The 24,553-nt window shown below is 73.4% G+C and carries 29 protein-coding genes; 23 read left to right on the forward strand and 6 right to left on the reverse strand.

What is annotated here, in order from left to right; all coding sequences use genetic code 11:
* Positions 1–118: 118 nt before the first annotated feature.
* Positions 119–283, reverse strand: a complete 165-nt coding sequence (locus ACP4IX_RS11695) for a hypothetical protein (protein WP_426522908.1) — start codon at positions 281–283, stop codon at positions 119–121.
* Positions 284–519: 236 nt separating this feature from the next.
* Here ACP4IX_RS11695 and ACP4IX_RS11700 point away from each other — a divergent pair, with 236 nt between their 5' ends.
* The 4 genes from ACP4IX_RS11700 to ACP4IX_RS11715 all read left to right on the forward strand — a co-directional run bounded on the left by ACP4IX_RS11700 (position 520) and on the right by ACP4IX_RS11715 (position 4,555).
* Positions 520–1,737, forward strand: a complete 1,218-nt coding sequence (locus ACP4IX_RS11700) for an NYN domain-containing protein (protein ID WP_426522907.1) — start codon at positions 520–522, stop codon at positions 1,735–1,737.
* A 166-nt stretch (positions 1,738–1,903) separates the two neighbouring features.
* The gene (locus ACP4IX_RS11705) at positions 1,904–2,878 is read left to right on the forward strand and encodes an ABC transporter ATP-binding protein (RefSeq protein ID WP_426522964.1); all 975 of its coding nucleotides are present in this window, start codon (positions 1,904–1,906) and stop codon (positions 2,876–2,878) included.
* A gap of 110 nt (positions 2,879–2,988) precedes the next feature.
* Positions 2,989–3,813, forward strand: a complete 825-nt coding sequence (locus ACP4IX_RS11710) for an ABC transporter permease (RefSeq protein WP_426522906.1) — start codon at positions 2,989–2,991, stop codon at positions 3,811–3,813.
* A gap of 34 nt (positions 3,814–3,847) precedes the next feature.
* On the forward strand, positions 3,848–4,555 hold the full coding sequence (locus ACP4IX_RS11715; protein WP_426555439.1) for an AAA family ATPase: 708 nt from the start codon (positions 3,848–3,850) through the stop codon (positions 4,553–4,555).
* 133 nt (positions 4,556–4,688) lie between these two features.
* Here ACP4IX_RS11715 and ybaK read toward each other — a convergent pair whose 3' ends face one another.
* The 4 genes from ybaK to ACP4IX_RS11735 form a co-directional block, all read right to left on the reverse strand.
* Positions 4,689–5,192: a Cys-tRNA(Pro) deacylase gene (ybaK, locus tag ACP4IX_RS11720; RefSeq protein WP_426555440.1), complete on the reverse strand. Its 504-nt coding sequence runs from the start codon at positions 5,190–5,192 to the stop codon at positions 4,689–4,691.
* Positions 5,193–5,205: 13 nt separating this feature from the next.
* The gene (locus ACP4IX_RS11725) at positions 5,206–5,946 is read right to left on the reverse strand and encodes an LON peptidase substrate-binding domain-containing protein (protein ID WP_426522903.1); all 741 of its coding nucleotides are present in this window, start codon (positions 5,944–5,946) and stop codon (positions 5,206–5,208) included.
* Positions 5,947–5,957: 11 nt separating this feature from the next.
* Positions 5,958–6,986 carry a hypothetical protein gene (locus ACP4IX_RS11730; RefSeq protein ID WP_426555441.1) on the reverse strand — a complete coding sequence of 343 codons (1,029 nt, stop codon included), beginning with the start codon at positions 6,984–6,986 and terminating at the stop codon, positions 5,958–5,960.
* Between the two features lie 202 nt (positions 6,987–7,188).
* Complete coding sequence (locus tag ACP4IX_RS11735; RefSeq protein WP_426522901.1) at positions 7,189–8,766, reverse strand: oxidoreductase; 1,578 nt, start codon at positions 8,764–8,766, stop codon at positions 7,189–7,191.
* Positions 8,767–8,966: 200 nt separating this feature from the next.
* Between ACP4IX_RS11735 and hisD the strand changes: the two genes are divergently transcribed.
* The 10 genes from hisD to ACP4IX_RS11785 all read left to right on the forward strand — a co-directional run bounded on the left by hisD (position 8,967) and on the right by ACP4IX_RS11785 (position 16,660).
* The gene (hisD, locus tag ACP4IX_RS11740; RefSeq protein ID WP_426555442.1) at positions 8,967–10,292 is read left to right on the forward strand and encodes a histidinol dehydrogenase; all 1,326 of its coding nucleotides are present in this window, start codon (positions 8,967–8,969) and stop codon (positions 10,290–10,292) included.
* Positions 10,289–11,401, forward strand: coding sequence for a histidinol-phosphate transaminase (locus ACP4IX_RS11745; protein ID WP_426522899.1), 1,113 nt, complete (start codon positions 10,289–10,291; stop codon positions 11,399–11,401). Before hisD ends, ACP4IX_RS11745 begins: the two co-directional genes overlap by 4 nt.
* Positions 11,398–11,991: an imidazoleglycerol-phosphate dehydratase HisB gene (hisB, locus tag ACP4IX_RS11750; protein ID WP_019328035.1), complete on the forward strand. Its 594-nt coding sequence runs from the start codon at positions 11,398–11,400 to the stop codon at positions 11,989–11,991. Before ACP4IX_RS11745 ends, hisB begins: the two co-directional genes overlap by 4 nt.
* A 3-nt stretch (positions 11,992–11,994) precedes the next feature.
* A complete protein-coding gene (locus tag ACP4IX_RS11755; RefSeq protein WP_179350155.1) occupies positions 11,995–12,159 on the forward strand; it encodes a hypothetical protein in 165 nt (54 codons plus the stop codon).
* Positions 12,150–12,800, forward strand: a complete 651-nt coding sequence (hisH, locus tag ACP4IX_RS11760) for an imidazole glycerol phosphate synthase subunit HisH (RefSeq protein WP_426555443.1) — start codon at positions 12,150–12,152, stop codon at positions 12,798–12,800. Before ACP4IX_RS11755 ends, hisH begins: the two co-directional genes overlap by 10 nt.
* Positions 12,801–12,802: 2 nt before the next feature.
* Positions 12,803–13,528 (forward strand): bifunctional 1-(5-phosphoribosyl)-5-((5-phosphoribosylamino)methylideneamino)imidazole-4-carboxamide isomerase/phosphoribosylanthranilate isomerase PriA, encoded by a 726-nt coding sequence (gene priA / locus ACP4IX_RS11765; RefSeq protein ID WP_426522897.1) that lies wholly within the window; start codon positions 12,803–12,805, stop codon positions 13,526–13,528.
* On the forward strand, positions 13,525–13,920 hold the full coding sequence (locus tag ACP4IX_RS11770) for a RidA family protein (RefSeq protein WP_426555444.1): 396 nt from the start codon (positions 13,525–13,527) through the stop codon (positions 13,918–13,920). The genes priA and ACP4IX_RS11770 overlap by 4 nt, the downstream gene beginning before the upstream one ends.
* A gap of 25 nt (positions 13,921–13,945) precedes the next feature.
* A complete protein-coding gene (gene hisF / locus ACP4IX_RS11775) occupies positions 13,946–14,701 on the forward strand; it encodes an imidazole glycerol phosphate synthase subunit HisF (RefSeq protein ID WP_426522895.1) in 756 nt (251 codons plus the stop codon).
* 107 nt (positions 14,702–14,808) lie between these two features.
* Positions 14,809–15,396, forward strand: coding sequence for an ArsR/SmtB family transcription factor (locus ACP4IX_RS11780; protein WP_426555445.1), 588 nt, complete (start codon positions 14,809–14,811; stop codon positions 15,394–15,396).
* 13 nt (positions 15,397–15,409) lie between these two features.
* A complete protein-coding gene (locus tag ACP4IX_RS11785; RefSeq protein ID WP_426555485.1) occupies positions 15,410–16,660 on the forward strand; it encodes an MFS transporter in 1,251 nt (416 codons plus the stop codon).
* Positions 16,661–16,672: 12 nt separating this feature from the next.
* On the opposite strand, the gene ACP4IX_RS11790 is transcribed toward ACP4IX_RS11785, so the two are convergent.
* On the reverse strand, positions 16,673–17,308 hold the full coding sequence (locus tag ACP4IX_RS11790) for a TIGR03085 family metal-binding protein (RefSeq protein WP_426522893.1): 636 nt from the start codon (positions 17,306–17,308) through the stop codon (positions 16,673–16,675).
* Positions 17,309–17,389: 81 nt separating this feature from the next.
* Between ACP4IX_RS11790 and hisI the strand changes: the two genes are divergently transcribed.
* From hisI to trpA, 9 genes are all read left to right on the forward strand, one after another.
* Positions 17,390–17,824, forward strand: coding sequence for a phosphoribosyl-AMP cyclohydrolase (gene hisI, locus ACP4IX_RS11795; protein WP_426555446.1), 435 nt, complete (start codon positions 17,390–17,392; stop codon positions 17,822–17,824).
* Between the two features lie 20 nt (positions 17,825–17,844).
* Positions 17,845–19,353, forward strand: coding sequence for an anthranilate synthase component I (locus ACP4IX_RS11800; RefSeq protein ID WP_426555486.1), 1,509 nt, complete (start codon positions 17,845–17,847; stop codon positions 19,351–19,353).
* A gap of 139 nt (positions 19,354–19,492) precedes the next feature.
* Positions 19,493–20,134, forward strand: coding sequence for a TIGR02234 family membrane protein (locus ACP4IX_RS11805; RefSeq protein ID WP_426522891.1), 642 nt, complete (start codon positions 19,493–19,495; stop codon positions 20,132–20,134).
* A 181-nt stretch (positions 20,135–20,315) separates the two neighbouring features.
* The gene (locus ACP4IX_RS11810; RefSeq protein WP_426522890.1) at positions 20,316–20,567 is read left to right on the forward strand and encodes an HGxxPAAW family protein; all 252 of its coding nucleotides are present in this window, start codon (positions 20,316–20,318) and stop codon (positions 20,565–20,567) included.
* Positions 20,568–20,661: 94 nt separating this feature from the next.
* On the forward strand, positions 20,662–21,120 hold the full coding sequence (locus tag ACP4IX_RS11815) for a DUF2752 domain-containing protein (protein WP_426522889.1): 459 nt from the start codon (positions 20,662–20,664) through the stop codon (positions 21,118–21,120).
* Between the two features lie 139 nt (positions 21,121–21,259).
* Positions 21,260–22,069, forward strand: coding sequence for an indole-3-glycerol phosphate synthase TrpC (gene trpC / locus ACP4IX_RS11820; protein ID WP_426522888.1), 810 nt, complete (start codon positions 21,260–21,262; stop codon positions 22,067–22,069).
* A gap of 20 nt (positions 22,070–22,089) precedes the next feature.
* Positions 22,090–22,284 carry a tryptophan biosynthesis modulator TrpM gene (gene trpM, locus ACP4IX_RS11825; RefSeq protein WP_426522887.1) on the forward strand — a complete coding sequence of 65 codons (195 nt, stop codon included), beginning with the start codon at positions 22,090–22,092 and terminating at the stop codon, positions 22,282–22,284.
* A gap of 112 nt (positions 22,285–22,396) precedes the next feature.
* Positions 22,397–23,680 carry a tryptophan synthase subunit beta gene (gene trpB, locus ACP4IX_RS11830; protein ID WP_426555447.1) on the forward strand — a complete coding sequence of 428 codons (1,284 nt, stop codon included), beginning with the start codon at positions 22,397–22,399 and terminating at the stop codon, positions 23,678–23,680.
* Positions 23,677–24,492: a tryptophan synthase subunit alpha gene (trpA, locus tag ACP4IX_RS11835; RefSeq protein WP_426522885.1), complete on the forward strand. Its 816-nt coding sequence runs from the start codon at positions 23,677–23,679 to the stop codon at positions 24,490–24,492. Before trpB ends, trpA begins: the two co-directional genes overlap by 4 nt.
* Positions 24,493–24,553: the final 61 nt, after the last annotated feature.

The raw sequence follows: 24,553 nt of genomic DNA on the forward strand, positions 1-24,553 counted from the left end.
AAGGGGCCGAGCCTGTGAAGTGCCCAGGTGCCTGAAGCACCCGACGTGCCCGAGGGGCGCACCCGTTGCCGGGTGCGCCCCTCGGACGTGCGGGGCGCAACGGCCCGTCGTACGGGTGTCAGTTGTGGCCGAAGCGCTTCTGCCGCTTGCGGGAGGTGGCGTCGCCGGGCGTCAGCTGCGGGCCGTGCTGCTCCTCGCGGTCCATCACGGTCGACTCGGCCGCCTTCTGGGGGTGCTGTGCCTGGGGCTGCTTACGCTCACGGGTGTTCTTGTTCTTGGCCATGGTGATCTACCTCCTGAGGGGGATCTGGGGGCCAGGTCCGGGATCAGATTCACATAGGCCAACGAAGAACGCATATCGGGCAATTACCATCCGTGACCTGGATCGCCGAGGCGCGAGGCCGAACGGCTTGTGCGGAAACGCCACGCCGAAGATCGAGTTCGGGCCGTTAACCTCCGCGTGGTCGGGCAGACTCGAAGGAAGCCCGAAGCAAACCTCCCGGAAAGAGGGTGGATCGCGTGGACCGCTGCATCGTCCTGGTGGACGCCGGGTATCTGCTGGGGGCCGCCGCCAGTCTCCTCGCCGGAGAGCCCTCGCGCTCGCGCATCACCGTCGATCACGCCGCCCTCGTCCAGGGGCTCCGCGATCGCGCCGAGTCCGACACGCAGCAGCCCCTGCTGCGCATCTACTGGTTCGACGGCGCACCCGACCGGGTCCCCCAGCCCGAACACCGCCGGCTGCGCGTGATGCCCCGGGTCACCGTCCGGCTCGGCGCTCTCACACGCAGCGACGGCCGCTGGGCGCAGAAGGGCGTGGACGCCGCCATGCACGCCGAGCTGACCGAGCTGGCCCGCAACCGCGCCTGCTCCGACGTCGTCCTGGTGACCGGCGACGGCGACCTGCTGCCCGGCATGATGGCCGCCAAGGAGCACGGCGTCGCCGTCCACCTGTGGGCCGTGCAGGCCGCCGACGGCGACTACAACCAGTCCGAGGACCTGGTCGCCGAGGCCGACGAGCGACGCGTGCTGGACCGTACGTGGATCACCAAGGCCGTACGCGCCAAGGAACTCGGCGGGATCTGCGCGCCGCCGCCCGTGCCCCGCCCCGAGATCGCCGCGATCCTCTCCGCACCGCTGCCCGAGTCCGCCCTCTCCGCGGCCGCCGAACGGCCCGCCGAGGAGCCGGAGCACCCCACCGCGACCGGCGCCGCCGCCCGCAACGGCACCGCGGAGCGCGTGGCGCCCGCCAAAGGCGTCCCCACCCCCAAGGACCTCGCCGCGCTGCGCGCCCCCGGCACCCACCCCGCCCCGCACCCCCCCACCGCCACCCTGCGCTGGTCCTCGGACAAGGGCTGGGTCGACCGGTCCGCCGCCGATTCGTCCGAGGCCGTCTCGATGCCGACGCTGGCCCAGCTCACCACGGCCGAGCAGCGGTGGGCCGACCGCGAGGAGGACATCACCACGGTCGGCGGCGACCCGTACGAGGTCGGGCAGGTCTTCGCCCGCCGCTGGCTGGAGCGCCTCGGCGACCACGGACACCTGCAGAAGCTCTCCGGTATGTACCCCCGCATCCCGCACCGCGTCGACGGGGAACTGCTGCGCTACGCGGCCCGCTTCGGGCTGCTGGCCCACAAGGACGACCAGATCGACGAGCACGACCGGTACGCGATCCGGGCCGGGTTCTGGCGGGAGGTCGACGTCCGGACGGCGACCGAGCGCACCCCCGCGGCGGAGTGAGTCCCTCCGGCCTTCCTCCGGGTTCCTCCCGCCGGCTTCTCGCGGTTCCCCCGGCCGAATCGACACTTATGGGCGGACCCGAGGGCGGGGCTGAGGGACGGACCCCGTAGTCTCGTCCCTTGTGAGTACGCGCGCGGCACAGGCACTTCGACCCGGTGGCGATGCCGTGTGCGTGGTGCGCGGGCTGACCAAGACCTATCCGCCGGTCCGCGGCCGACGCGGCGTTCCCGCGACCGACGAGGTGCGGGCCACCGACGACGTGACCCTGGAGATCCGCCGCGGTGAGATCTTCGGACTGCTCGGGCCGAACGGTGCCGGCAAGTCCACCCTCGTACGCCAGCTCACCGGGCTGATGCGGCCCGACGCGGGCAGCGTGGAGATCCTCGGACACGACATCGTCCGCCACCCGGAGCGGGCCGCGCGGATCCTCGCCTACCTCGGGCAGGAGTCCAGCGCCCTGGACGAGCTGACCGTGTCGCTCGCCGCCGAGACCACCGGACGGCTGCGCGGCCTGGAGGTGCGGCAGGCACGCGCCGAGCGGGACGCCGTCCTCGACGAGCTGGGCCTGACGCCGCTCGCCGCCCGCCCGATCAAGAAGCTCTCCGGCGGGCAGCGCCGCCTGGCCTGCTTCGCCGCCGCTCTGGTGGGGGAGCGCTCGCTGCTCGTCCTGGACGAGCCGACCACCGGCATGGACCCGGTGGCCCGGCGCGCGGTGTGGGGGGCCGTCGACCGGCGGCGCGCCGAGCGGGGCACCACCGTGCTGCTCGTCACCCACAACGTCATCGAGGCCGAGACCGTCCTCGACCGGGTCGCGGTCCTCGACCGGGGACGCGTCATCGCCTGCGACACGCCCTCCGGACTCAAGGAGAAGGTCGCCGGCGAGGTCCGCGTCGACCTGGTGTGGCGCGAGACGGCACCGCTGCACGTGCCGGAGGTCGCCGCCCTGCGCGACCGCGCCGCCGAGTCGGGACGCCGCTGGACGCTGCGGCTCGCCCCCGAGGAGGCCCGCGCGGTCGTCGCGACCGTCACCGGCGGCGCCGCCTTCGCCGCCCTCGACGACTTCACCCTCGCCACGCCCAGCCTGGAGGACGTGTACCTGGCGCTGGGCGGCGCCGCGCGGCAGGGGCTGGTGAGGGCTTGAGCACCCGAACGGTGAGCACACCGGCCGCCGCGTCCGTACCCGTCAGGGCGACCGCTTCGAAGGACAGCGACCGAAGCTTCGAAGGACCCAACGAAGGGGAGCAGCGCGACGTGAGTGTCGTACCCGCCGATGTCCTGCCGGGCGGTGCCCTGGCCGCCGACGAGCAGGGCGCCGCCGGCGCGGCCGAGCTCGGCCCCAAGGCACGGCTGTGGCCCTCCCTGGTGGCCGTCTACCGGGCGCAGCTGTCCCGGGCGCGGGTCGCGCGCATCCCGCTGCTGTTCGTGGCCACCTTCCAGTCGATCGGCATCATGATCCTGATGCGCGGGGTCGTGGACGGCGGTGGCGAGGCACAGGCCGTGGTCGCCGGGTCGGCGGTGCTGGTCGTGGCCTTCGTCGCGCTGAACCTCCTCGCCCAGTACTTCGGCCAGCTGCGCGCCAGCGGCGGCCTCGACCACTACGCGACGCTGCCCGTGCCCCCGGCCGCCGTGGTGCTGGGCGCGGCGGGCGCGTACGCGTCCTTCACCGTGCCGGGGACCGTGGTGACGGCGGTGTTCGGCTGCCTGCTGTTCGGGCTGCCGATGACGCACCTGTGGGTGCTGGTGGCCGTGATCCCGCTGGCGGGCGCCGCGCTGGCCGGGCTGGGCGCGGCCCTGGGACTGCTCGCGCCCCGGCCGGAGCTCGCCACCCTCCTCGGCCAGCTGGGCATGTCCGCGGCGCTGCTGCTGGGGGTGCTGCCGGCCGAGCGGATGCCCGAGGCGGTCCGCCTGGCCCGGGACCTGCTGCCCTCCACGTACGGCGTGGAGGCCTTCGCGCGCACCTTCGGGGAACGGCCCGACTGGGCCTTCGTCCTCGGTGACCTCGCGGTGTGCGCCGTGGTCGGCGTGCTCTCGCTGGCCGTCGCCACCTGGGCGTACCGCCGGGCCGCCGTCCGGTGACGCGCCGCACAGGCGGGTTTGGCACGATGGCGGAGTGACCGCACCTCTTACTCCGCCACCGCCACCGAACGAACACTCGTCGTATCAGGGCGGGCCGGTGCCGCCGCCCGTCGGCGCGCACGCGCTGGGCACCGGGTCCGGCACCACGCGCGACCACCACGGCGAACAGGACGGCCCCGGGATGTTGAGCGAAGTGCGGCAGGCCGCCGTGACCGTGGTGGCGGTGGCGCTCTCCGGTGCGCTGCTGGGCGTGCTGTGGTGGCAGCTGGCACCCAGCGTGCCGCTGGTCGGCGGCGTGCTGGGGGACAGTTGGGCGGTCGTCCCCGAGAACCCCGAGGGTGAGCGGGTGGTCGGTGTCGACGGCGTGTTCACGCTGCTCGCGCTGGCGTTCGGCGCACTCAGCGCGGTGGTCGTCTTCCTGCTGCGGCGGCGCGGGGGCGTGCCGCTGGTGGTGGCCCTGGCCGTCGGCGGGCTGCTCGGGTCGCTGCTGGCGTGGCGGGTCGGGGTGTGGCTGGGGCCCACCCAGGACGTGATCGCCCACGCGAAGGACGTGGGCCAGGGGGTGACGTTCTCCGCACCGATGGAGCTGGGCGCGAAGGGGGCGCTGCTGGTGTGGTCGGTGGCGGCGCTGGTGGTGCATCTGTCACTGACGGGGCTGTTCGGACCCAGGGATCCGGAGCCGGACCCCTGGCCGGAGCCGCGGCAGTCCCCGCCGGGACCGACGGGGGAGAAGCCGGCGTAGGCCCCGCTGGGCGGGGCGGCGGCCGTGGTCCGCCCTGCGCCCACTCGACGCGCCACCTGAGTTCGCGGGTTCTCTGCGACGTGTTCTGCCTGATCGGCCGAGAACCGGGGCGTTCGTCGAGGGGGTGCGGGGACTACGCGCGTCCGATCGGGGCGAGGACCGCTTCCGTCAGCCTGGCCAGGTCGTCGGGGGCGAGTTCGACCTCCAGCCCGCGGCGGCCCGCCGAGACGCAGATCGTGGCGTGGCCCGAGGCGGACGCGTCCAGGACCGTCGGGAGCCTCTTGCGCTGCCCCAGGGGGGAGATGCCGCCCCGCACATAGCCCGTGGTGCGCTCGGCCAGGGCCGGGTCGGCCATCGCCGCGCGCTTGCCGCCCACCGCGGCCGCCAGCGCCTTCAGGTCCAGCTGGCCGGCCACCGGCACCACGGCGACCGTCAGCGCGCCGTCGACGTCCGCCACCAGCGTCTTGAAGACCCGCTCCGGCGAGACGCCCATCGCCTCGGCCGCCTCCTCGCCGTAGGACGGGTGGGCGGGATCGTGCTCGTACGCGTGGACCGTGTAGGCCGCTCCGGCCGCCGCGAGCGCCACCGTCGCGGGGGTGCCGCCGGTCTGTTGCTGTTTCTTCGGTTTCTTCGCCATCCGGGCCAGTACCTCAGTTGAGACTCGTGGGACCGCGCGTCAGGTCCGACGCCGGCAACGACGGCAGCGTACGGATGACGGCCGTCTCGGAGCGAAGGAGTTTCAGCTCGTCCCTCAGGCGGGAGGCGGTGTCCGGGGCCTGGAGCAGACGCTGCTTGGTCGGCGTGTCCAGCACCATCGCGGCGGCGACCAGGTAGGAGACCACACCCGGTTCGTCCGGCAGTTCGGCCCCGGACGCCAGCGACCGTTCGCGGGCCCCCGCCAGCCGCTTCTGGTACTGCCGGAAGGACCGCAGCACCCCTTCGGCCAGCGCCCCCGCCTCGTCACCGGCCTCCTCGGCCAGCGGCTCCAACTCGGCCGTCAGGAACGGGCCCGAGGCGTCCACCGAGAGCAGCCGCACCCGGTTCGTGCCGGTCGCCAGCACTTCGAAGGTGCCGTCGGCGCGCTCGCGGATCGTCGCCGCGTCCGCGACGCAGCCCACCTTGTGGAACGCCTTGACCGGATCGGGCCCGAACCCGGCCGTCGGTCCGCGTTCGAGCGTCGTCGTCGGGTCGGGCAGGCCGGGCCCGCTCCGGGCCACCTCGTAGCCGTCGCGGATCGCCACGACGGCGAACCGGCGCGGTTCGTCCTCGGGAGTCTTCAGCAATTCGCGCATCATGGCGCGATAGCGCTCCTCGAAGATGTTGAGCGGGAGCACCAGCCCCGGGAACAGGACCGAGTTCAGGGGGAAGAGGGGGAGCCGGACGGTGGTCACGACGCAGAAGCCTAATGGTCGCCGGGGCGGAAGCGACCGCCGTGCCCACTTCGCGGCCGGCGTGAACCCGTCGCCCCGGGGTCGCAGGCCACCGCCGCACGGACCTCGGCGCGTACCTGGAGGAAGCGGCCGAGCGGGTCGTCCCCGTCCCGGTCCCAGGGGAAGGACGTGACGTACGGGCCGGTCAGACGCAGTTGCTCCGCAGCGTCCTGGTGGCGCTCCAGGCGCACCAGGACGTACGTCAGGAGGTTCCGCAGCTCCGCCGGCCACGGGTCGGCCGCCGGGTGGGCGGCCGAGAGGGCGATCGCGTGGTCGGCCGCCGCGTCCAGGCGGGCCCGGGGTACGCCGGCCGCGTCGCCGCCCCCACCGCCCGCGGTCAGGCAGGTGAAGGCCGCCCTGAGCGGCAGCGCGCGTACGAGCGCCTCCTCGGGCGCGTCCTGCGCGGCCGTCTCGGCGAAGTCCAGGCACTCGGGATGCGCGCCGGGCGAGGAGGCCGCCAGGTACTCCAGGGCGGCGACATGGCAGCCGTAGTGGTGCGGGGAGCGGCGGACCGCCTCGGCCCACAGCCGCTCGAACTCGGCGTGCCCGGCGTGTGCGCCCCGAGCGGTGTCCAGGGCGGTCCGCCACGGCACCGGGTCGCCTCCGGCGGCCTCGGCGGCGGCCGTGACGGCGGGGGCGACCTGGCGCAGGAGTTCCGTGCGGGCCGGCGAGTCCCAGTGGCGGTCCACCGTCAGCCGGGCGTCGACCAGCAGGGCGTCGGGGTCACCGGGGGCGGTGGCCCGCCAGTCGTCGAGCCACTCGGAGCGTGAGCGGGCGAAGGTGGCCAGCCGGGTCGCGTAGCGGTCGCGGTGCTCCCACTCGGCGTTCTCGCGGGTGCGGGCGAGGAGGCCGGCCGCCGGGGCGTACTCGCCGCGGGCCGCCGCGACGAGGGCGGGGGCGAGGTGGTCGTCGGGGGCGTCGAGGAGCACGTCGTCGTCTGGGACGAGCCGTGACGTCCGGGTACGGGCCCGGGCCGCCGTCCGGAGGAACGCGCGCAGCATGGCCAGTACGACGGCCGACGGTTCGCGATGGTTGTGCGGTGCGGCTGTGCCTTCGGCCGTTCGTGTTCTGCCCGCCGGGCGGGGGCGTGCTGCGTCGGGCTCCGGGACGCGGGGCCGCTCCGGCGGCGGGTGTCGCGCCTCCCCACGACGGGTGAGCCGCGTTCCGCCGCGCGAGGCGGTGCCTTCCGCGCCGGGAACGCGGTCAGTTCCGGCGGAGCAGCCGCGTCGCTCCCGCCGCGACCGTGGTCGCCAGGATCCAGCCCAACAGGATCAGGGCCGTCGCCAGCCACTGCCAGCCGTCGTGCAGTCGCCAGGAGGCGGCCTGGCCCAGGTCGATGACCGGCAGCAGCAGGTCGAGAGCGAAGAGGGCGGGGTTCCAGTCCGGGTGCTCGTCGCTCTTGAGCGGCGGCGGGTCGGCGCGCGCGAAGGCGAACGAGCCGGTCGCCCACAGCACCGCCATCCACACCGCGGCCCGGCCCGGCCGGTAGCCGTAGGCGACCGTCCAGTCCTGCGCGTACCCCACCAGCTTCGCGGCTATGGGCAGGCTCTCGCGGCGCCGTCGGTGCTTGGCGAGCAGCACCTCGCGGGCGTCCTCGTCCTCGCCGCCGGCCCGCAGCACCGCGGCGAGGCGCTCGTACGGCTCCGGGTGGTACTCGGCGGTCGCGGCGCCCACCCAGCGCAGCCGCTTCGCCAGCGGGAACGGCCCCCGCGGCACCAGGTTCTCGTAGGCGAAGCCGCCCATGTGCAGCCGGCCGGGCCCCGGCCAGCTGTCCGCCCGGTCCATCAGGTTGACCACCCGCGCCCCCGACAGCACCACCCGGCCGCGCGCCGGCCGCTCGCCGAGGAACCGCAGCTCGGGCGTCTGGACCCGGCGCAGCGACAGCTCCTGCTCGTCGGTGAAGGTGAACCGGGCGTGCTCGAAGTCGACGGCGTCGCCGAACCGCCCGTCGTCCAGCCGCACCCCGCCCTCGCACTCGAACCGCTGTATCCGGGTCCCCTGCGCCGGAGTCGTGCCCCGCAGCAGCGGGCTGCCGAGCCCGGCCGGGGTCAGGTACAGCGTGCGCTCCACCGTCAGCTGCGGGGCGTTCAGCGCGTGCCGCGTGTACGGGTTGAGGAGCCGGGCGCCACGCAGGCTCAGCGAGACGCCGACCTGGGCGCTGCGCAGACTCACCTCGCCGTACGACTCCAGCATCTCGGCCTGGAGGTCCTGCCCGACGCTCAGGCCGTCCGCGGCGATCGAGCGGCCACTGCGGTCCCGGTGCACGACCGCCTGGTTGAGCAGCAGGTCGGTGCCTATCTGCGCGTCGGTGAGCCGGATGCCGGCCCGGAACCGGCAGCGCGGCAGGTGCAGGTCGCCCTCGGTCTGCAGCCGGGCCGCCTCCAGCCGCGGCACCGCGCAGTCCACCAGCCGCACGGTCGTGAAACGGGTCTCCGGCAGCAGGACCTCCCGCTCGAACCGGCAGCGCCGCAGCTCGACGTAGGGCACCACCGTGCCGCCCGCGAGGTCCATCGTGTCGCTGATCCGCACGCCCACGAGCTGCAGGGAGGAGACCCGGCCCGCGAGCGCGGGCGGACCGTCGAGAAGCAGCCAGCACACGATGCGGGCCCGCACCGTCCGCTCGGGCCCCCACGGATGCCCGCCGTGCGGGTCGTCGGCGAACGCGTCGCCGCTGCTCAGGTCGTACACGCTGCCGTTGCGGAAGGCCTGCCACATGCCGGCCTCAGTGGCCGTCAGGTCGTCCGGCAGCTCTCCGTCACGGTGGCCGGCCCCCTCGGTCACGGCGCTTCACTCCCTCCCCAGCTACTCGTCGGTCACTCACCGTTCGTACAACCGTTCATGCCCACTGAGTGACTCTCTGAACACTCATGGTGAGCACGAACTGTTCGCGGGCCGCTCGTGGCCCGGCCGGCCGTCGCGTTCTGTATCAGCCATTGATACGCGCGGACCGTGCCCGACGCGGGTCTGAGAGAATTGGTTCCGTGATCTCCCGAATCGATCTGCGCGGCGACGCCCTCCCCGAGGGCCCCGCCCTGCGCGACCTGCTGCCCCGAGCCGACTTCGACGTCTCGGCCGCCCTGGAGAAGGTGCGTCCGATCTGCGAGGACGTGCATCATCGGGGCGACGCGGCGCTGATCGACTTCGCCGAGCGGTTCGACGGCGTGCGGCTGGACCGGGTGCGGGTGCCCGCCGAGGCGCTCACCCGTGCCCTCGAAGGGCTGGACCCGGCCGTGCGCGCGGCCCTGGAGGAGTCCGTCCGCCGCGCCCGTCTCGTCCACCGCGCCCAGCGCCGGTCCACGCACACCACCCAGGTGGTGCCCGGCGGCACGGTGACCGAGAAGTGGGTGCCGGTGGACCGCGTGGGCCTGTACGCGCCCGGCGGACGCTCGGTCTACCCGTCCTCGGTGATCATGAACGTGGTGCCCGCGCAGGAAGCCGGCGTCCCGTCGATCGCGCTCGCCTCTCCCGCCCAGGCGGAGTTCGACGGCCTGCCCCACCCGACCATCCTCGCCGCCTGCGCCCTGCTCGGCGTCGACGAGGTGTACGCGGCCGGCGGCGCCACCGCCGTCGCGATGTTCGCGTACGGCACCGAGTCCTGCCCGCCGGCGAACATGGTCACCGGCCCCGGCAACATCTGGGTCGCCGCCGCCAAGCGCTACTTCACCGGGAGGATCGGCATCGACGCCGAGGCCGGTCCCACCGAGATCGCCGTCCTCGCCGACGCCACCGCCGACCCGGCGCACGTCGCCGCCGACCTGATCAGCCAGGCGGAGCACGACCCGCTCGCGGCGGCCGTCCTGGTCACCGACTCCGCCGAACTGGCCGACGCGGTGGAGCGGGAACTGGAGCCGCAGGTCGCCGCGACCAAGCACGTCGAGGACCGGATCGTCCCCGCGCTCAAGGGCGAGCAGTCCGCCATCGTCCTGGTCGACAGCGTCGACGCGGGGCTGGAGGTCGTCGACGCGTACGGCGCCGAGCACCTGGAGATCCAGACCGCCGACGCCACCGAGGTGGCCGGCCGGGTGCGCAACGCGGGCGCGATCTTCATCGGCCCCTGGGCGCCCGTCTCGCTCGGCGACTACGCCGCCGGGTCCAACCACGTCCTGCCCACCGGCGGCTGCGCCTGCCACTCCTCCGGCCTGTCCGTGCAGTCCTTCCTGCGCGGCATCCACATCGTCGACTACACGCGCGACGCGCTGGCCGAGGTCGCGCACCACGTGGTGACGCTGGCGGAGGCGGAGGACCTGCCCGCGCACGGCGCGGCGGTCAAGGCGAGGTTCGACTGGAAGGTTCCCGAGGGCAAGTGAGCGACATCCGCATCGACGATCTTCCCGTGCGGGACGAGCTGCGCGGCAAGTCCCCCTACGGCGCGCCCCAGCTCGACGTCCCCGTACGGCTGAACACCAACGAGAACCCGTACCCGCTCCCCGCGGAGCTGGTCGACCGCATCACCGAGCGGGTCCGCGAGGCCGCCCGGAACCTCAACCGCTACCCCGACCGGGACGCGGTCGAGCTGCGCACCAGGCTCGCCGAGTACCTGACCGGCACGTCCGGGCACCGCGTCGGCGTCGAGAACGTGTGGGCGGCCAACGGCTCCAACGAGGTCATCCAGCAGCTCCTGCAGACCTTCGGCGGCCCCGGCCGCACCGCCATCGGCTTCGAACCGTCGTACTCGATGCACGGCCTGATCGCCCGCGGCACCGGCACCGGGTGGATCTCCGGGCCCCGCAACGACGACTTCACGATCGACCTCGCGGCGGCCGAGAAGGCCATCGCCGAGCACCGCCCCGACGTCGTGTTCATCACCACCCCCAACAACCCCACCGGCACCGCCGTACCGCCGGAGACCGTCCACGCCCTGTACGACGCGGCCCAGGCGGCGGGGCCGTCCATGGTGGTCCTGGACGAGGCGTACATCGAGTTCAGCCACGGCGACTCCCTGCTGTCGCTGCTCGACGGCCGGCCCCACCTCGTGGTCTCCCGCACCATGTCCAAGGCGTTCGGCGCGGCCGGACTGCGCCTGGGCTACCTCGCCGCCGACCCGGCCGTCGTCGACGCCGTCCAGCTCGTCCGGCTGCCGTACCACCTCTCCGCCGTCACCCAGGCGACCGCGCTGGCCGCCCTGGAGCACACGGACACGCTGCTGAAGTACGTCGAGCGGCTGAAGACCGAGCGGGACCGGCTGGTCACCGAACTGGTCGCGGCCGGCTACGAGGTGACCGAGTCGGACGCCAACTTCGTCCAGTTCGGACGGTTCGCGGACGCCCACGAGGTCTGGCGGAAGATCCTCGACCGGGGCGTCCTGGTCCGGGACAACGGCGTGCCGGGATGGCTGCGGGTCACCGCGGGGACCCCGGCCGAGAACGACGCGTTCCTCGACGCGGTACGTGAACTGAAGAAGGAGCAGAGCGCATGAGCCGCGTAGGACGCGTGGAACGCACCACCAAGGAGACCTCGGTCCTCGTCGAGATCGACCTCGACGGCACCGGCAAGACCGACATCGCCACCGGCGTCGGCTTCTACGACCACATGCTCGACCAGCTCGGCCGGCACGGTCTGTTCGACCTGACCGTGAAGACCGACGGCGACCTGCACATCGACTCCCACCACACCATCGAGGACACCGCCCTCGCGCTGGGCGCCGCCTTCAAGCAGGCCCTCGGCGACAAGGTGGGCATCTACCGCTTCGGCAACTGCACGGTCCCGCTGGACGAGTCCCTCGCCCAGGTCACCGTCGACCTGTCCGGCCGCCCCTACCTCGTGCACACCGAGCCCGAGAAGATGGCGCCGATGATCGGCGAGTACGACACCACGATGACCCGGCACATCCTGGAGTCCTTCGTCGCCCAGGCCCAGATCGCGCTGCACGTGCACGTGCCGTACGGGCGCAACGCGCACCACATCGTGGAGTGCCAGTTCAAGGCGCTGGCCCGCGCCCTGCGCTACGCCTCGGAGCGCGACCCGCGCGCGGCCGGCATCCTGCCCTCCACGAAGGGCGCGCTGTAACCCATGAACGGTACGTCCACCGCGCTGATCGTCGTCGGCCTGTTCTTCATCGGCGGCATCATCTCCTTCGCCAAGCAGCAGATGCCCAAGGGCCTGATCGTGCTGCTCTCCATCGGCGCCGCCATGTGTCTGTTCGCGGGCGTCCTGAGGCTGGAGGTGTGGAGTTGACCGCCGCCGACAAGAAGGTCGTCGTCTTCGACTACGGCTTCGGCAACGTCCGCTCCGCCGAGCGCGCCCTCGCGCGCGCGGGAGCCGACGTCGAGATCACCCGTGACTTCGACAAGGCCATGAACGCCGACGGGCTGCTGGTTCCCGGCGTCGGCGCCTTCGCCGCCTGCATGGAGGGCCTCAGGGCCGCGCGCGGCGACTGGGTCGTCGACCGCCGGCTGGCCGGCGGACGCCCGGTGATGGGCATCTGCGTCGGCATGCAGATCCTGTTCGCGCGCGGCATCGAGCACGACGTGGAGGCCGAGGGCCTGGACGAGTGGCCCGGCACCGTCGGACCGCTCCAGGCCGACGTCGTGCCCCACATGGGCTGGAACACGGTCGAGGCACCGGCCGGCTCCCAGCTCTTCGCGGGGCTGGACGCGGACGCCCGCTTCTACTTCGTGCACTCCTACGCCGTCCACGAGTGGACGCAGGAGTCGCACAACCCGCTGATCGCCGCCCCCAAGGTCACCTGGGCCACGCACGGCAAGCCCTTCGTGGCGGCCGTGGAGAACGGCGCCCTGTGGGCCACCCAGTTCCACCCCGAGAAGTCCGGCGACGCCGGAGCCCAGCTCCTCACCAACTGGATCGAGACCCTGTAGAGATGAGCAAGCTCGAACTCCTCCCCGCCGTCGACGTCCGCGACGGCCAGGCCGTCCGCCTCGTGCACGGCGAGTCCGGCACCGAGACCTCCTACGGCTCCCCTCTGGAGGCCGCCCTCGCCTGGCAGCGCTCCGGCGCCGAGTGGCTGCACCTCGTCGACCTGGACGCCGCGTTCGGCACCGGGGACAACCGCGAGCTGATCGCGGAGGTCGCCAAGGCCATGGACATCAAGGTCGAGCTGTCCGGCGGCATCCGCGACGACGCCACCCTCGCCGCGGCGCTCGCCACCGGCTGCACCCGCGTGAACCTCGGCACGGCCGCCCTGGAGACCCCCGAGTGGGTCGCCGAGGTCATCGCCGAGCACGGCGACAAGATCGCGGTCGGTCTGGACGTACGGGGCACGACCCTGCGCGGGCGGGGCTGGACCCGTGACGGCGGCGACCTCTACGAGACGCTGGCCCGCCTCGACAAGGAGGGCTGCGCCCGGTACGTCGTCACCGACATCGCCAAGGACGGCACCCTCCAGGGCCCCAACCTGGAGCTCCTGAAGAACGTCTGCGCGGCGACCGACCGCCCGGTCGTGGCGTCGGGCGGCGTGTCGTCCCTGGACGACCTGCGCGCGATCGCCTCTCTCGTCCCGTCCGGTGTCGAGGGCGCCATCGTCGGGAAGGCCCTGTACGCGAAGGCGTTCACCCTGGAGCAAGCCTTGGAGGCTGTGTCGCGATGACATCCGAAGCCGTACGGCGCGTGCAGAGCGGAAGTCCCTGGGAAGATTCTTTCGGTTTCGCACGTGCCGTGGCGGCGGGTGATCGCGTCATCGTGGCGGGCACCACCGCCTTCAAGGGCGACCTGCTGTACGGCGACGGCGACCCGTACGAACAGACCAAGGTGGCCTTCGCCACCGCGGTCGAGGCGATCGGCGAGTTCGGACTGGGCATCGGGTCCGTGATCCGGACCCGTGTGTACCTCGCCCATTCGCGGGACGTCGACGAGGTGGGCCGCGCCCACAAGGAGCTGTTCGACGCCGTACGCCCGGTCACGACCCTGCTGGTCGTGGAGGGCTTCATGGACTCGCGGGTCCTGGTGTCGGTGGAGCTGGAAGCATTCAGAGGACAGTGAGAGGCATCGAAGGAGCCGTGGATTCATGACCCTGGCGGTCCGAGTCATCCCCTGCCTGGACGTGGACAACGGCCGGGTCGTCAAGGGCGTCAACTTCCAGAACCTGCGCGACGCGGGAGACCCCGTCGAGATGGCCAAGGTGTACGACACCGAGGGCGCCGACGAGCTGACGTTCCTGGACATCACCGCCTCGTCGGGCAACCGCGAGACGACGTACGACGTGGTGCGCCGCACCGCCGAGCAGGTGTTCATCCCGCTGACCGTCGGCGGCGGCGTGCGCACCGCCGACGACGTCGACAAACTGCTGCGGGCCGGCGCGGACAAGGTGGGCGTGAACACGGCCGCCATCGCCCGCCCCGACCTGATCCGCGAGATCGCCGAGCGCTTCGGCCGCCAGGTCCTCGTCCTGTCGGTCGACGCCCGACGCACCGAGGCGGGCACCTTCGAGGTGACGACCCACGGCGGCCGGCGCGGCACCGGCATCGACGCGGTGGAGTGGGCGCACCGCGCCGCCGAGCTGGGCGCGGGGGAGATCCTGCTGAACTCGATGGACGCGGACGGCACGAAGGACGGCTACGACCTGGAGATGATCTCGGCCGTCCGTAAGCACGTGACCGTCCCCGTCATCGCCTCCGGCGGCGCGGGCCGCCTCGCCGACTTCCCGCCGGCCGTCGAGGCGGGTGCGGACGCCGTGCTGGCGGCGTCCGTCTTCCACTTCGGCGATCTGCGGATCGGGCAGGTCAAGAGCGCACTGCGCGAGGCGGGACACCCCGTCAGGTAGGCGCGGCGGACAGAGCTGACACACGGACCTGCCCCACCCGGTAATGCGAAAGGAAAATTGCGCAACAAGCATTGCGCAATTTTCCTTTCGCGATCTAGTGTGGCGGTATGCCGAGCCAGCGGAACCACGCGATCACCGACCTGGGCACCCTCAAGGCCCTGGCCCATCCCCTCCGCTTGCAGCTCTACCGAGGGCTGTGCGTCGCACGCACGGCGACCGCCTCACAGCTCGCCGAGCAGGTCGACGAGGCCGTTTCCCTCGTCAGCTACCACCTGCGCAAACTGGCCGAGCACGGGCTGGTCGAGCAGGCCGACCCGCAGAGCGCGGACGGCCGGGAGCGCTGGTGGCAGCCCTCCTCGACGAGCGTGACCATCCGCGACGAGAACGTCCGCGACGCCCCCGAGCGGGCGGCCGCCCACCTCGCCGCCACCCGGCTCTTCCACGAGCAGCGCGCCGACATGTACCGCCGCTACCTCGACGAACGCCCCACCTGGGGCCCCGAGTGGAACTCCGCCGCCCCCGACAACGAGTCCCTGCTCCGGCTGACCCCCGCCGACCTGAGCGAACTGGGCGCGGAGCTGCTCGCCCTGGCGAAGAAGTACGACGAGCGGGGCCGGGCCGCCGAAGCAGCCGGCGACACCGAAGGGCGCGAGAACGTCGCGCTGCACGTGTACGGATTCCCGTTCCGTGGCTGACACGGGCACGTCCGTGCCGGACACACTCGCACCCCGGATCGCCGCCCCCGGCCGCGCCGCCCACCGCGACCCCAACGTCCTGCGCTGGGTCGCGGCCTACACCGCCTCCACTCTCGGCGACAGCATCTTCTTCCTCGCGCTGTCCTGGGCCGCCGTGCAGCACGGCAGCCCCGCCGAGGCCGGGATCGTCACGGCCGTGAGCGCGGTGCCGCGCGCCCTGCTCATGCTCGGCGGGGGAGTGGTCGTCGACCGGCTGGGACCGCGCAGGGTCGTCATCGGCAGCGACGCCGTACGGTGCGCGGCGGTCCTCGTGGTGGCCGCACTGCTCTTCGCGACCGACCCCGGACTGTGGCTCCTCGCCGTCCTCGCCCTCGTCTTCGGCGCGGTGGACGCCCTCTTCCTGCCCGCCGTCGGGGCGCTCCCGGCCAGGATCACGGGCAAGGACCAGCTCGCCCGCGTCCAGGGCATGCGAGGCCTCGCCATCCGCTTCTCCTCCGTCGTGGGCGCCCCCCTCGGCGGCCTCGGCGTGGCGGTCGGCGGCGCGGCGGCGGCCTTCGCCGGCGCCGGTCTGCTGATCGCCGTGTCCGTACCGCTGCTGGTCTCCGTACGGATGCGCGAGCTGCCCCCCGACGACGTGACGGCCGCTGGGGGCGGCACCGCGTGGCGGGACCTGCGGGACGGGCTCGGGTACATCCGCCGGCATCGCGTCCTCGGACCGCTGATGCTGGTCATCGCCCTCGGGGACCTCGGCTTCGTCGGCCCGCTCAACATCGGCCTGACCCTGCTCGCCGACGAACGCGGCTGGGGAGCCGCCGGAATGGGCTGGGTACTCGCCGGCTTCGGGGTGGGCGCCGGGACGGCGGCCCTGCTGCTGACCGTCCGGGGGCGCGTGCCGCACGCCGGGTACGTCGTCGCCGGCGCCCTCGTCCCCGGCGCGGCCGCGATCGGCGCGCTGGCACAGGCGCCCACCCTTCCCGTGGCCGTCGGGACGGCGCTGCTCATCGGCCTGCTCGCGGGGCTCAGCGGCGCCCTGTGCGGGGCTCTGCTCCAGACCGGGGCGGCCCCCGCCTACCTGGGGCGCGTCACCGCGGTCGGCGGAATCGTCAGCCTCGGCGTCGCCCCGCTGAGCATGCCGCTGTCCGCCGCCGCCATCGGCGTCTGGGGCACCGGCCCGGTCTTCGCCGTCAGCGCCGCGGTCTGCGGCCTCGGCGGGGTCGTCGCCCTGTGCGCGCCCGGCGTGCGGCGGGCCGAACTCCCGGGGTAGCCGCCCGGCCCGTCAGATCCCCAGCTGCTTCGTCTCGTACAGCCGGGCGATCGCGTCCTTCTCGCCCTCCAGCTCCACCTTCGCGGCGCTCTGCCGGCCGTACGCGAAGAGCAGCAGCTCGGACGGCTCGCCCGTCGCGGTCACCACCGGTGTGCCGCGGTGGGCGACGGTCGTCTGACCGTTCGGCCGGCGCAGCACCAGGCCCGTCGGGATGCCGCGGCCCATCAGACGGGCGGTGCGCTCCAGGCGCGACCACAGGCCGTCCTGGAAGACCGGGTCCAGCTCGCGCGGCGACCAGTCCGGCTGGGCACGGCGGACGTCCTCGGCGTGGACGTAGAACTCCACCGTGTTCGCCGCCTCGTCGACCTGCTTGAGCTGGAACGGCGAGAACCGCGGCGGGCCGGTGCGGATCAGCTGGACCAGTTCCTCGTACGGCTTCGCGCCGTACTCCTCCATCACCCGGTCGAGCCGGGACGCCAGCTGCTTGATCAGGGCGCCCCCGGCGGCGTCCGGCCGGCGCTCGCGCACCACCACGTGCGCGGCGAGGTCACGGGTCCGCCAGCCGTCGCACAGGGTCGGGGCGTCCGGCCCGGCCGTCTCCAACAGGTCCGCGAGCAGAAGTCGTTCACGCTTGGCGAAAGTCGACATGGAGTCAGCCTACGGCCGCCGGCCGGGTCCGCCCAATGGACAGCGCCGGAGACTGTCCGCGCCGCGCGGCACAATGGGCGCATGACCAGCAGCTCCCCCCGGCGGCCCAGCCCGCTCGCCCCGGAGATCGCCGACCGCCTCAAGCGCAGCGCCGACGGCCTCCTGCCCGCCATCGCCCAGCAGTACGACACCGGGGAGGTGCTGATGCTCGGCTGGATGGACGACGAGGCACTGCACCGCACGCTGACCACCGGGCGCTGCACCTACTGGTCGCGCAGCCGCCGCGAGTACTGGGTCAAGGGCGACACCTCCGGGCACTTCCAGTGGGTGAAGTCCGTCGCCCTGGACTGCGACGCCGACACCGTCCTGGTCAAGGTCGACCAGGTCGGTGCCGCCTGCCACACCGGCGCGCGCACCTGCTTCGACGCCGACGTCCTCCTCACGGACGGCGCGGGCGGCGCGGACGGCGTGCACGGCGACGGCGCGGGCTCCGACGCGCCCGGCGCGGATCAGTAGGGTCTGCCCCCATGGACGCCATGGACCTCGACACCTTCCGCAAGCTGGCCGCCGACCGCCGGGTGATCCCGGTCAGCCGCAAGCTCCTCGCCGACGGCGACACCCCGGTCGCGCTCTACCGCAAGCTCGCCGCCGAACGCCCCGGCACCTTCCTGCTGGAGTCCGCCGAGAACGGACGCACGGCGTTCCAATGGTCTCGGTACTCCTTCATCGGCGTCCGCAGCGCCGCCACCCTCACCGAACGGGACGGCCGGGCCCACTGGCAGGGCGCCCCGCCCGTCGGCGTCCCCACCGACGGCGACCCGCTGGCCGCCCTGCGCGCCACCGTCGAGTGCCTGCACACCCCGCGCGACCTTGCCCACGACCTGGGACTGCCGCCCTTCACCGGCGGCATGGTCGGCTACCTCGGCTACGACATCGTGCGCCGCCTGGAGAAGGTCGGCCCGGGGGAGCGCGACGACCTGGAACTCCCCGAGCTGACCATGCTGCTCACCAGCGACCTCGCCGTCATGGACCACTGGGAGGGCTCCGTCCTGCTGATCGCCAACGCGATCAACCACAACGACCTCGAAACGGGCGTCGACGAGGCCTACGCCGACGCGATCGCCCGCCTGGACGCCATGGAGGCCGACCTCACGCGCGCGGTGGCCCAGCCCCCGGCCGCGCTGCCGCCCTCCGAGCTGCCCGAGTACACCGAGCAGTGGGGCGGCCCCGACTTCCAGGACGCCGTCGAGGACATCAAGGAGCGCATCCGCGCGGGCGAGGCCTTCCAGGTCGTACCCTCCCAGCGGTTCGAGACGCCGTGCACGGCGAGCGCCCTGGACGTGTACCGGGTGCTGCGGGCCACCAACCCCTCCCCGTACATGTACCTGCTCCGCCTCGACGGCTTCGACGTCGTCGGGTCGTCCCCCGAGGCGCTGGTCAAGGTCGAGGACGGGAGCGCCATGGTGCACCCCATCGCCGGCACCCGGCCCCGCGGCGCAACCCCGCAGGAGGACCAGGCGCTCGCCGACGAGCTGCTCGCCGACCCCAAGGAGCGCGCCGAGCACCTCATGCTCGTCGACCTCGGCCGCAACGACCTGGGGCGGGTCTGCGAACCCGGCTCCGTCGAGGTCGTCGACTTCATGTCCGTCGAGCGGTACTCGCACGTCATGCACATCGTCTCGACGGTCACCGGACGGGTCGCCCCGGGCCGCACCGCCTTCGACGTCCTCACCGCGTGCTTCCCGGCCGGCACGCTCTCCGGGGCCCCCAAGCCGCGCGCCCTGCAGATCATCGACGAACTCGAACCGTCCCGGCGAGGCCTGTACGGCGGCTGCGTCGGCTACCTCGACTTCGCCGGCGACTCCGACACCGCCATCGCCATCCGCACCGCCCTGCTGCGCGACGGCACGGCCTACGTGCAGGCCGGCGCCGGCGTCGTCGCCGACTCCGACCCGGTCGCCGAGGACACCGAGTGCCGCAACAAGGCGGCTGCGGTGCTGCGGGCGGTGCACACGGCCAACCGGCTGGGGCAGCCGGGTCAGTAGGGCGGACGGCGGGAGATCCGTCCGGGACGGTGGGGCCGAGCCGGCGGGGCGGTCGGGAGATCCGTCCGGGACGGTGGGGCGATTCTCACGCCCGTCAATCCGAGCCCCGGGTAACGGTTCGCCCGGTGTTCGGGTGATAGTGGAGTACGTGACAGCCGTTCCTCACCCCCGTACCCCAGCCGCAGGACCCGCCCGGGCCGGCCGCCGGAGCCTCGCCGCCGCCCTGCTGTGCGGCGCGCTAGGCGCGGCCGTCGCCCTGCTCGCCACCCGGCAGGAGTGGTCGGAGGGCACCGCGACGGTGGCCGGCGGCGCGTTCCCCCTGACCGCCAAGGGCAGCGACGTCACGGGTGTGCCCGCGGCGCTCGCCATAGTGGGCCTCGCCGCGCTCGTCGCCGTCTTCGCCGTCCGCCGCGCGGGCCGGTTCGCCGTCGCCGCCGTCCTCGCGCTGAGCGGCGCGGGCACCGTCGCCGCGGCGCTGGCCGGCGCCTCCGACAGCTCCGCGCTGGACGACAAGGCCGCGAAGGCCGCCGGTGACACCTCCGCCACCGTGGACGCCCTCTCCCACACCGCCTGGCCGTACGTCGCGGCGGTGGGCGGAGCACTGCTCCTGCTGGCCGGGCTGCTCGCCCTGCGCTACGGCCGCCTGTGGCCCGCCATGTCCGGCCGCTACGAGCGGGACGGCACCCCGCGCCCGCGCCGCACCCCCCAGACCGTCGACCCGGACCGTCCCGAAGACCTCTGGAAGGCCCTCGACCGCGGCGAGGACCCGACCGGCGCCTGAACCCCCGAGGACCGGGCCCGTGCGCACGCGGGCACCCGTCGACGCGCCCCGGGCACCCGGGCGTCCGGCCGCCGTCACGCGCGCGCAGAGGAGCACCCCCGCTCACGGCGCGCGCGCCCGTGCGGGACAATGGGAATGAGCGTCCTGCTCAGACTTGGCACACAGCAACGAGGAGCAAGCAATGTCGGGCAGCAGCCACGGTCACACCCCGGCCGCCTGGACGGGTGTCATCATCGCCTTCATCGGTTTCTGCGTCGCGGGCGTGTTCATGGTGGCGGCCAAGCCGGTGGGCTTCTGGGCCGGCATGGCGGTCGTGCTCCTCGGCGGTGCCGTGGGCGGCGTCATGCGCATGATGGGCCTGGGACAGCCGAGGACGAACCACCCCGTGCACCAGGTCGCCGGCGAGCGCGAGCCGGCCGACGCCAAGGGCTGACCGGGCACGGCGGTCGCGGTACTTCCTGAGGGGCGGATCGGCACGGGATGCCGGGACCGCCCCTCACGTGCGCGTACGGCCCGGCGGGTGCAGAATGCGGAGCGTGGACGCCGAAACCGGGAAGCCGACGCGGAGCAGGGCCGTGACACGGGGAGCGCCCGCCCTGGCGGGCCTGGCCGTCCCGGCCGGAGTGCTCGCGGCCGTCGTCGGAGCCTTCGCGTACGTGGCGCGCGTGGACCCGGGCGAACCCGGCCACTACCCCGTCTGCCCCCTGCTGCGCTTCACGGGCCTGCACTGCCCCGGCTGCGGCGGTCTGCGCAGTGCCCACGCGTTCGTCCACGGTGACCTGCTGACCGCGCTGCACGCCAACGCGCCTGCCGTCCTCGGCTATCTGGGCTTCGCCGTGCTGTGGACCGTCTGGGTGGTGCGGGTGATCCGCGGCCGGCCCGTGCGGGTCGACCTCGGCCCGGTCCCCCTGTGGACGCTGGGGGCGTTGCTGCTGGCCTTCACAGTTGTCCGGAACCTGCCATTCGGCGGCTGGCTCCGCCCTTGACCACCCGGCGGACACCCAGGACGGGGGCACCTTCGTGCCGGGGTGAGGTACCGGCGTCAATCGGATGCGAGGTCCGTGCCACGCTCCGGATATCATCACAGTGACCACAGGTTTCGCCGTCTGAAAGGGGGCCGCTCGCGTGAGTGTGCTCGACGAGATCATCGACGGAGTCCGTGCCGACCTCGCGGAGCGGCAGACGCGCGTCAGCCTCGACGAGCTCAAGGAGCGCGCGGCCAAGGCTCGCCCCGCCAAGGACGGCGTGTCCGCGCTGCGCGGCGACGGCGTCAAGGTCATCTGCGAGGTCAAGCGCTCCAGCCCGTCCAAGGGCGCGCTGGCCGCCATCGCCGACCCGGCGGGCCTCGCCGCGGACTACGAGGCGGGCGGCGCCGCCGTCATCTCCGTCCTCACCGAGCAGCGGCGCTTCGGCGGTTCGCTGGCCGACCTGGAGGCGGTCCGCGCGCGCGTGGACATCCCCGTGCTGCGCAAGGACTTCATCGTCACCTCGTACCAGCTGTGGGAGGCCCGCGCGCACGGCGCCGACCTCGTGCTCCTGATCGTCGCGGCCCTCGAGCAGCCGGCGTTGGAGTCACTGATCGAGCGCGCGGAGTCCATCGGCCTCACCCCGCTCGTCGAGGTGCACGACGAGGACGAGGTGGAACGCGCGGTGGACGCCGGCGCCAAGATCATCGGCGTCAACGCGCGCAACCTGAAGACGCTCGAGGTCGACCGCGGCACGTTCGAGCGGGTCGCCCCGGAGATCCCCGCGCACATCGTCAAGGTCGCCGAGTCCGGCGTCCGCGGCCCGCACGACCTCATCGCCTACGCCAACGAGGGGGCCGACGCCGTCCTGGTCGGCGAGTCCCTGGTCACCGGCCGGGACCCCAAGACCGCCGTCGCCGACCTGGTCGCCGCCGGCGAACATCCGGCACTGCGCCACGGCCGCGGCTGACATCGGTAGGCTTGCTCCCGATGACTCTCCCGCTCACCCCGGCCGCCCGGGACCCGTACGCCCGCCTCGCGCGCGGCTGCCGGCCCCGAGGCTGTCGCGCGCCCGCACGCCGGGTGCACGGCCGCCGGGTGCGGTACGTCATCGGTGACGAACCCGGGCAGGTCAACGGCATGCGATGGCACCGGCGTCCCGCGAGGGGCGCGGGGCCGCACTGATCTGCGACGTCGCCGCGTGTGCGCGAGTAACCACGCGCGGCCCGCAGCGACCCGGCCGCCCCCCGCCCCACGGCGACCAGTGACCAAACACCACTTACCGTGAGGTTGACGCATGCCCAGCACCTTCTTCATCCCCGACCCGGACGGCCAAGTCCCCACCATGGACGGCTACTTCGGTGCCTTCGGTGGCAAGTTCATCCCGGAAGCCCTCGTCGCGGCGGTCGACGAGGTGGCCGTCGAGTACGACAAGGCCAAGGCCGACCCCGAGTTCGCCCGGGAGCTCGACGCCCTGCTCGTCCACTACACCGGCCGCCCGTCGTCGCTCACCGAGGTCCCCCGTTTCGCCGCGGAAGCCGGTGGCGCCCGCGTCTTCCTCAAGCGCGAGGACCTCAACCACACCGGCTCGCACAAGATCAACAACGTGCTCGGTCAGGCCCTGCTGACCAAGCGCATGGGCAAGACCCGCGTGATCGCCGAGACCGGCGCCGGCCAGCACGGCGTGGCGACGGCGACGGCCTGCGCGCTCTTCGGCCTCGACTGCACGATCTACATGGGAGAGATCGACACGCAGCGCCAGGCCCTCAACGTGGCCCGCATGCGCATGCTCGGCGCCGAGGTCATCGCCGTGAAGTCCGGCAGCCGCACCCTGAAGGACGCGATCAACGAGGCCTTCCGCGACTGGGTCGCCAACGTCGACCGCACCCACTACCTCTTCGGCACCGTCGCCGGCCCGCACCCCTTCCCGGCGATGGTGCGCGACTTCCACCGCGTCATCGGCGTCGAGGCCCGCCGCCAGATCCTGGAGCAGGCCGGACGCCTCCCCGACGCCGCGATCGCCTGCGTCGGCGGCGGCTCCAACGCCATCGGCCTCTTCCACGCCTTCATCCCCGACGCGGACGTCCGCCTCATCGGCTGCGAGCCCGCCGGACACGGCATCGAGACCGGCGAGCACGCGGCCACCCTGACCGCGGGCGAGTCCGGCATCCTGCACGGCTCACGCTCGTACGTCCTCCAGGACGACGAGGGCCAGATCACCGAGCCGTACTCCATCTCGGCCGGCCTGGACTACCCGGGCATCGGCCCCGAGCACTCCTACCTCAAGGACTCCGGCCGCGGCGAGTACCGCGCGGTCACCGACGACGCCGCCATGCGGGCGCTGCGCCTGCTGTCGCGCACCGAGGGCATCATCCCGGCCATCGAGTCCGCCCACGCGCTGGCCGGCGCCATCGAGGTCGGCAAGGAGCTGGGCGAGGACGGGCTGATCGTCGTCAACCTGTCCGGCCGCGGCGACAAGGACATGGACACCGCCGCCCGTTACTTCGGGCTGTACGACACCGACGCCGAGGTCGCCGCCGACGAGGCCGGCACCGCCGAGATCGAGGGGGACGCCAAGTGAGCGGGAACGTGCAGCTGCTGAACGACACCCTCGCCGCGGCGAAGGCCGAGGGCCGCTCCGCCCTCATCGCCTACCTCCCGGCCGGGTTCCCGACCGTGGACGGCGGCATCGCGGCGGTCAAGGCCGCGCTCGACGGCGGCGCCGACGTCGTCGAGGTGGGGCTGCCGCACAGCGACCCCGTCCTGGACGGCCCGGTCATCCAGACCGCCGACGACATCGCCCTGCGCGGCGGCGTCCGGATCGCCGACGTCATGCGGACGGTCCGGGAGGCCCACGCGGCCACCGGCAAGCCGATCCTCGTCATGACGTACTGGAACCCCATCGACCGCTACGGCGTCGAGCGCTTCACCGCCGAGCTGGCCGAGGCGGGTGGCGCCGGGTGCATCCTGCCCGACCTGCCCGTCCAGGAGTCGGCGCTGTGGAGGGAGCACGCCGAGAAGCACGGGCTCGCCACCGTCTTCGTGGTCGCGCCCAGCAGCAAGGACACGCGGCTCGCCGAGATCACCGCGGCCGGCAGCGGCTTCGTCTACGCCGCCTCCCTCATGGGCGTCACCGGCACCCGCGAGTCGGTCGGCGCGCAGGCCGAGGACCTGGTCCGCCGGACCCGCGCCACCACCGGCATCCCCGTCTGCGTCGGGCTCGGCGTCTCCAACGCCGCACAGGCCGCCGAAGTGGCGGGCTTCGCCGACGGCGTGATCGTCGGCTCGGCGTTCGTCAAGCGCATGCTCGACGCCCCCGACGACGCGGCCGGCCTGGAGGGCGTCCGCACGCTCGCCGCCGACCTGGCGAAGGGCGTGCGCGGACAGGCGTAGTCGTCCCGCCCGGCCGGAGGGACCGACAGGTATGTCATACGGGTCCCTCGTACGGGTGGAC

The organism is Streptomyces sp. WG5 (assembly GCF_049974565.1).
Classification (GTDB): domain Bacteria; phylum Actinomycetota; class Actinomycetes; order Streptomycetales; family Streptomycetaceae; genus Streptomyces.

What these genes read in the sequence shown, in the direction of transcription:
- ybaK (WP_426555440.1), bottom strand. Translation starts at nt 5,192, where the DNA reads ATGGCGAAGAAACCGAAGAAACAGCAACAGACCGGCGGCACCCCCGCG.
- trpB (WP_426555447.1), top strand. Translation starts at nt 22,397, where the DNA reads ATGCCCAGCACCTTCTTCATCCCCGACCCGGACGGCCAAGTCCCCACC.
- ACP4IX_RS11780 (WP_426555445.1), top strand. Translation starts at nt 14,809, where the DNA reads ATGCCGAGCCAGCGGAACCACGCGATCACCGACCTGGGCACCCTCAAG.
- ACP4IX_RS11730 (WP_426555441.1), bottom strand. Translation starts at nt 6,986, where the DNA reads ATGCTGCGCGCGTTCCTCCGGACGGCGGCCCGGGCCCGTACCCGGACG.
- hisB (WP_019328035.1), top strand. Translation starts at nt 11,398, where the DNA reads ATGAGCCGCGTAGGACGCGTGGAACGCACCACCAAGGAGACCTCGGTC.
- hisI (WP_426555446.1), top strand. Translation starts at nt 17,390, where the DNA reads ATGACCAGCAGCTCCCCCCGGCGGCCCAGCCCGCTCGCCCCGGAGATC.
- ACP4IX_RS11755 (WP_179350155.1), top strand. Translation starts at nt 11,995, where the DNA reads ATGAACGGTACGTCCACCGCGCTGATCGTCGTCGGCCTGTTCTTCATC.
- ACP4IX_RS11810 (WP_426522890.1), top strand. Translation starts at nt 20,316, where the DNA reads ATGTCGGGCAGCAGCCACGGTCACACCCCGGCCGCCTGGACGGGTGTC.
- ACP4IX_RS11770 (WP_426555444.1), top strand. Translation starts at nt 13,525, where the DNA reads ATGACATCCGAAGCCGTACGGCGCGTGCAGAGCGGAAGTCCCTGGGAA.
- ACP4IX_RS11790 (WP_426522893.1), bottom strand. Translation starts at nt 17,308, where the DNA reads ATGTCGACTTTCGCCAAGCGTGAACGACTTCTGCTCGCGGACCTGTTG.
- trpM (WP_426522887.1), top strand. Translation starts at nt 22,090, where the DNA reads ATGACTCTCCCGCTCACCCCGGCCGCCCGGGACCCGTACGCCCGCCTC.
- ACP4IX_RS11800 (WP_426555486.1), top strand. Translation starts at nt 17,845, where the DNA reads ATGGACCTCGACACCTTCCGCAAGCTGGCCGCCGACCGCCGGGTGATC.
- priA (WP_426522897.1), top strand. Translation starts at nt 12,803, where the DNA reads ATGAGCAAGCTCGAACTCCTCCCCGCCGTCGACGTCCGCGACGGCCAG.
- hisF (WP_426522895.1), top strand. Translation starts at nt 13,946, where the DNA reads ATGACCCTGGCGGTCCGAGTCATCCCCTGCCTGGACGTGGACAACGGC.
- ACP4IX_RS11695 (WP_426522908.1), bottom strand. Translation starts at nt 283, where the DNA reads ATGGCCAAGAACAAGAACACCCGTGAGCGTAAGCAGCCCCAGGCACAG.
- ACP4IX_RS11815 (WP_426522889.1), top strand. Translation starts at nt 20,662, where the DNA reads ATGCGGAGCGTGGACGCCGAAACCGGGAAGCCGACGCGGAGCAGGGCC.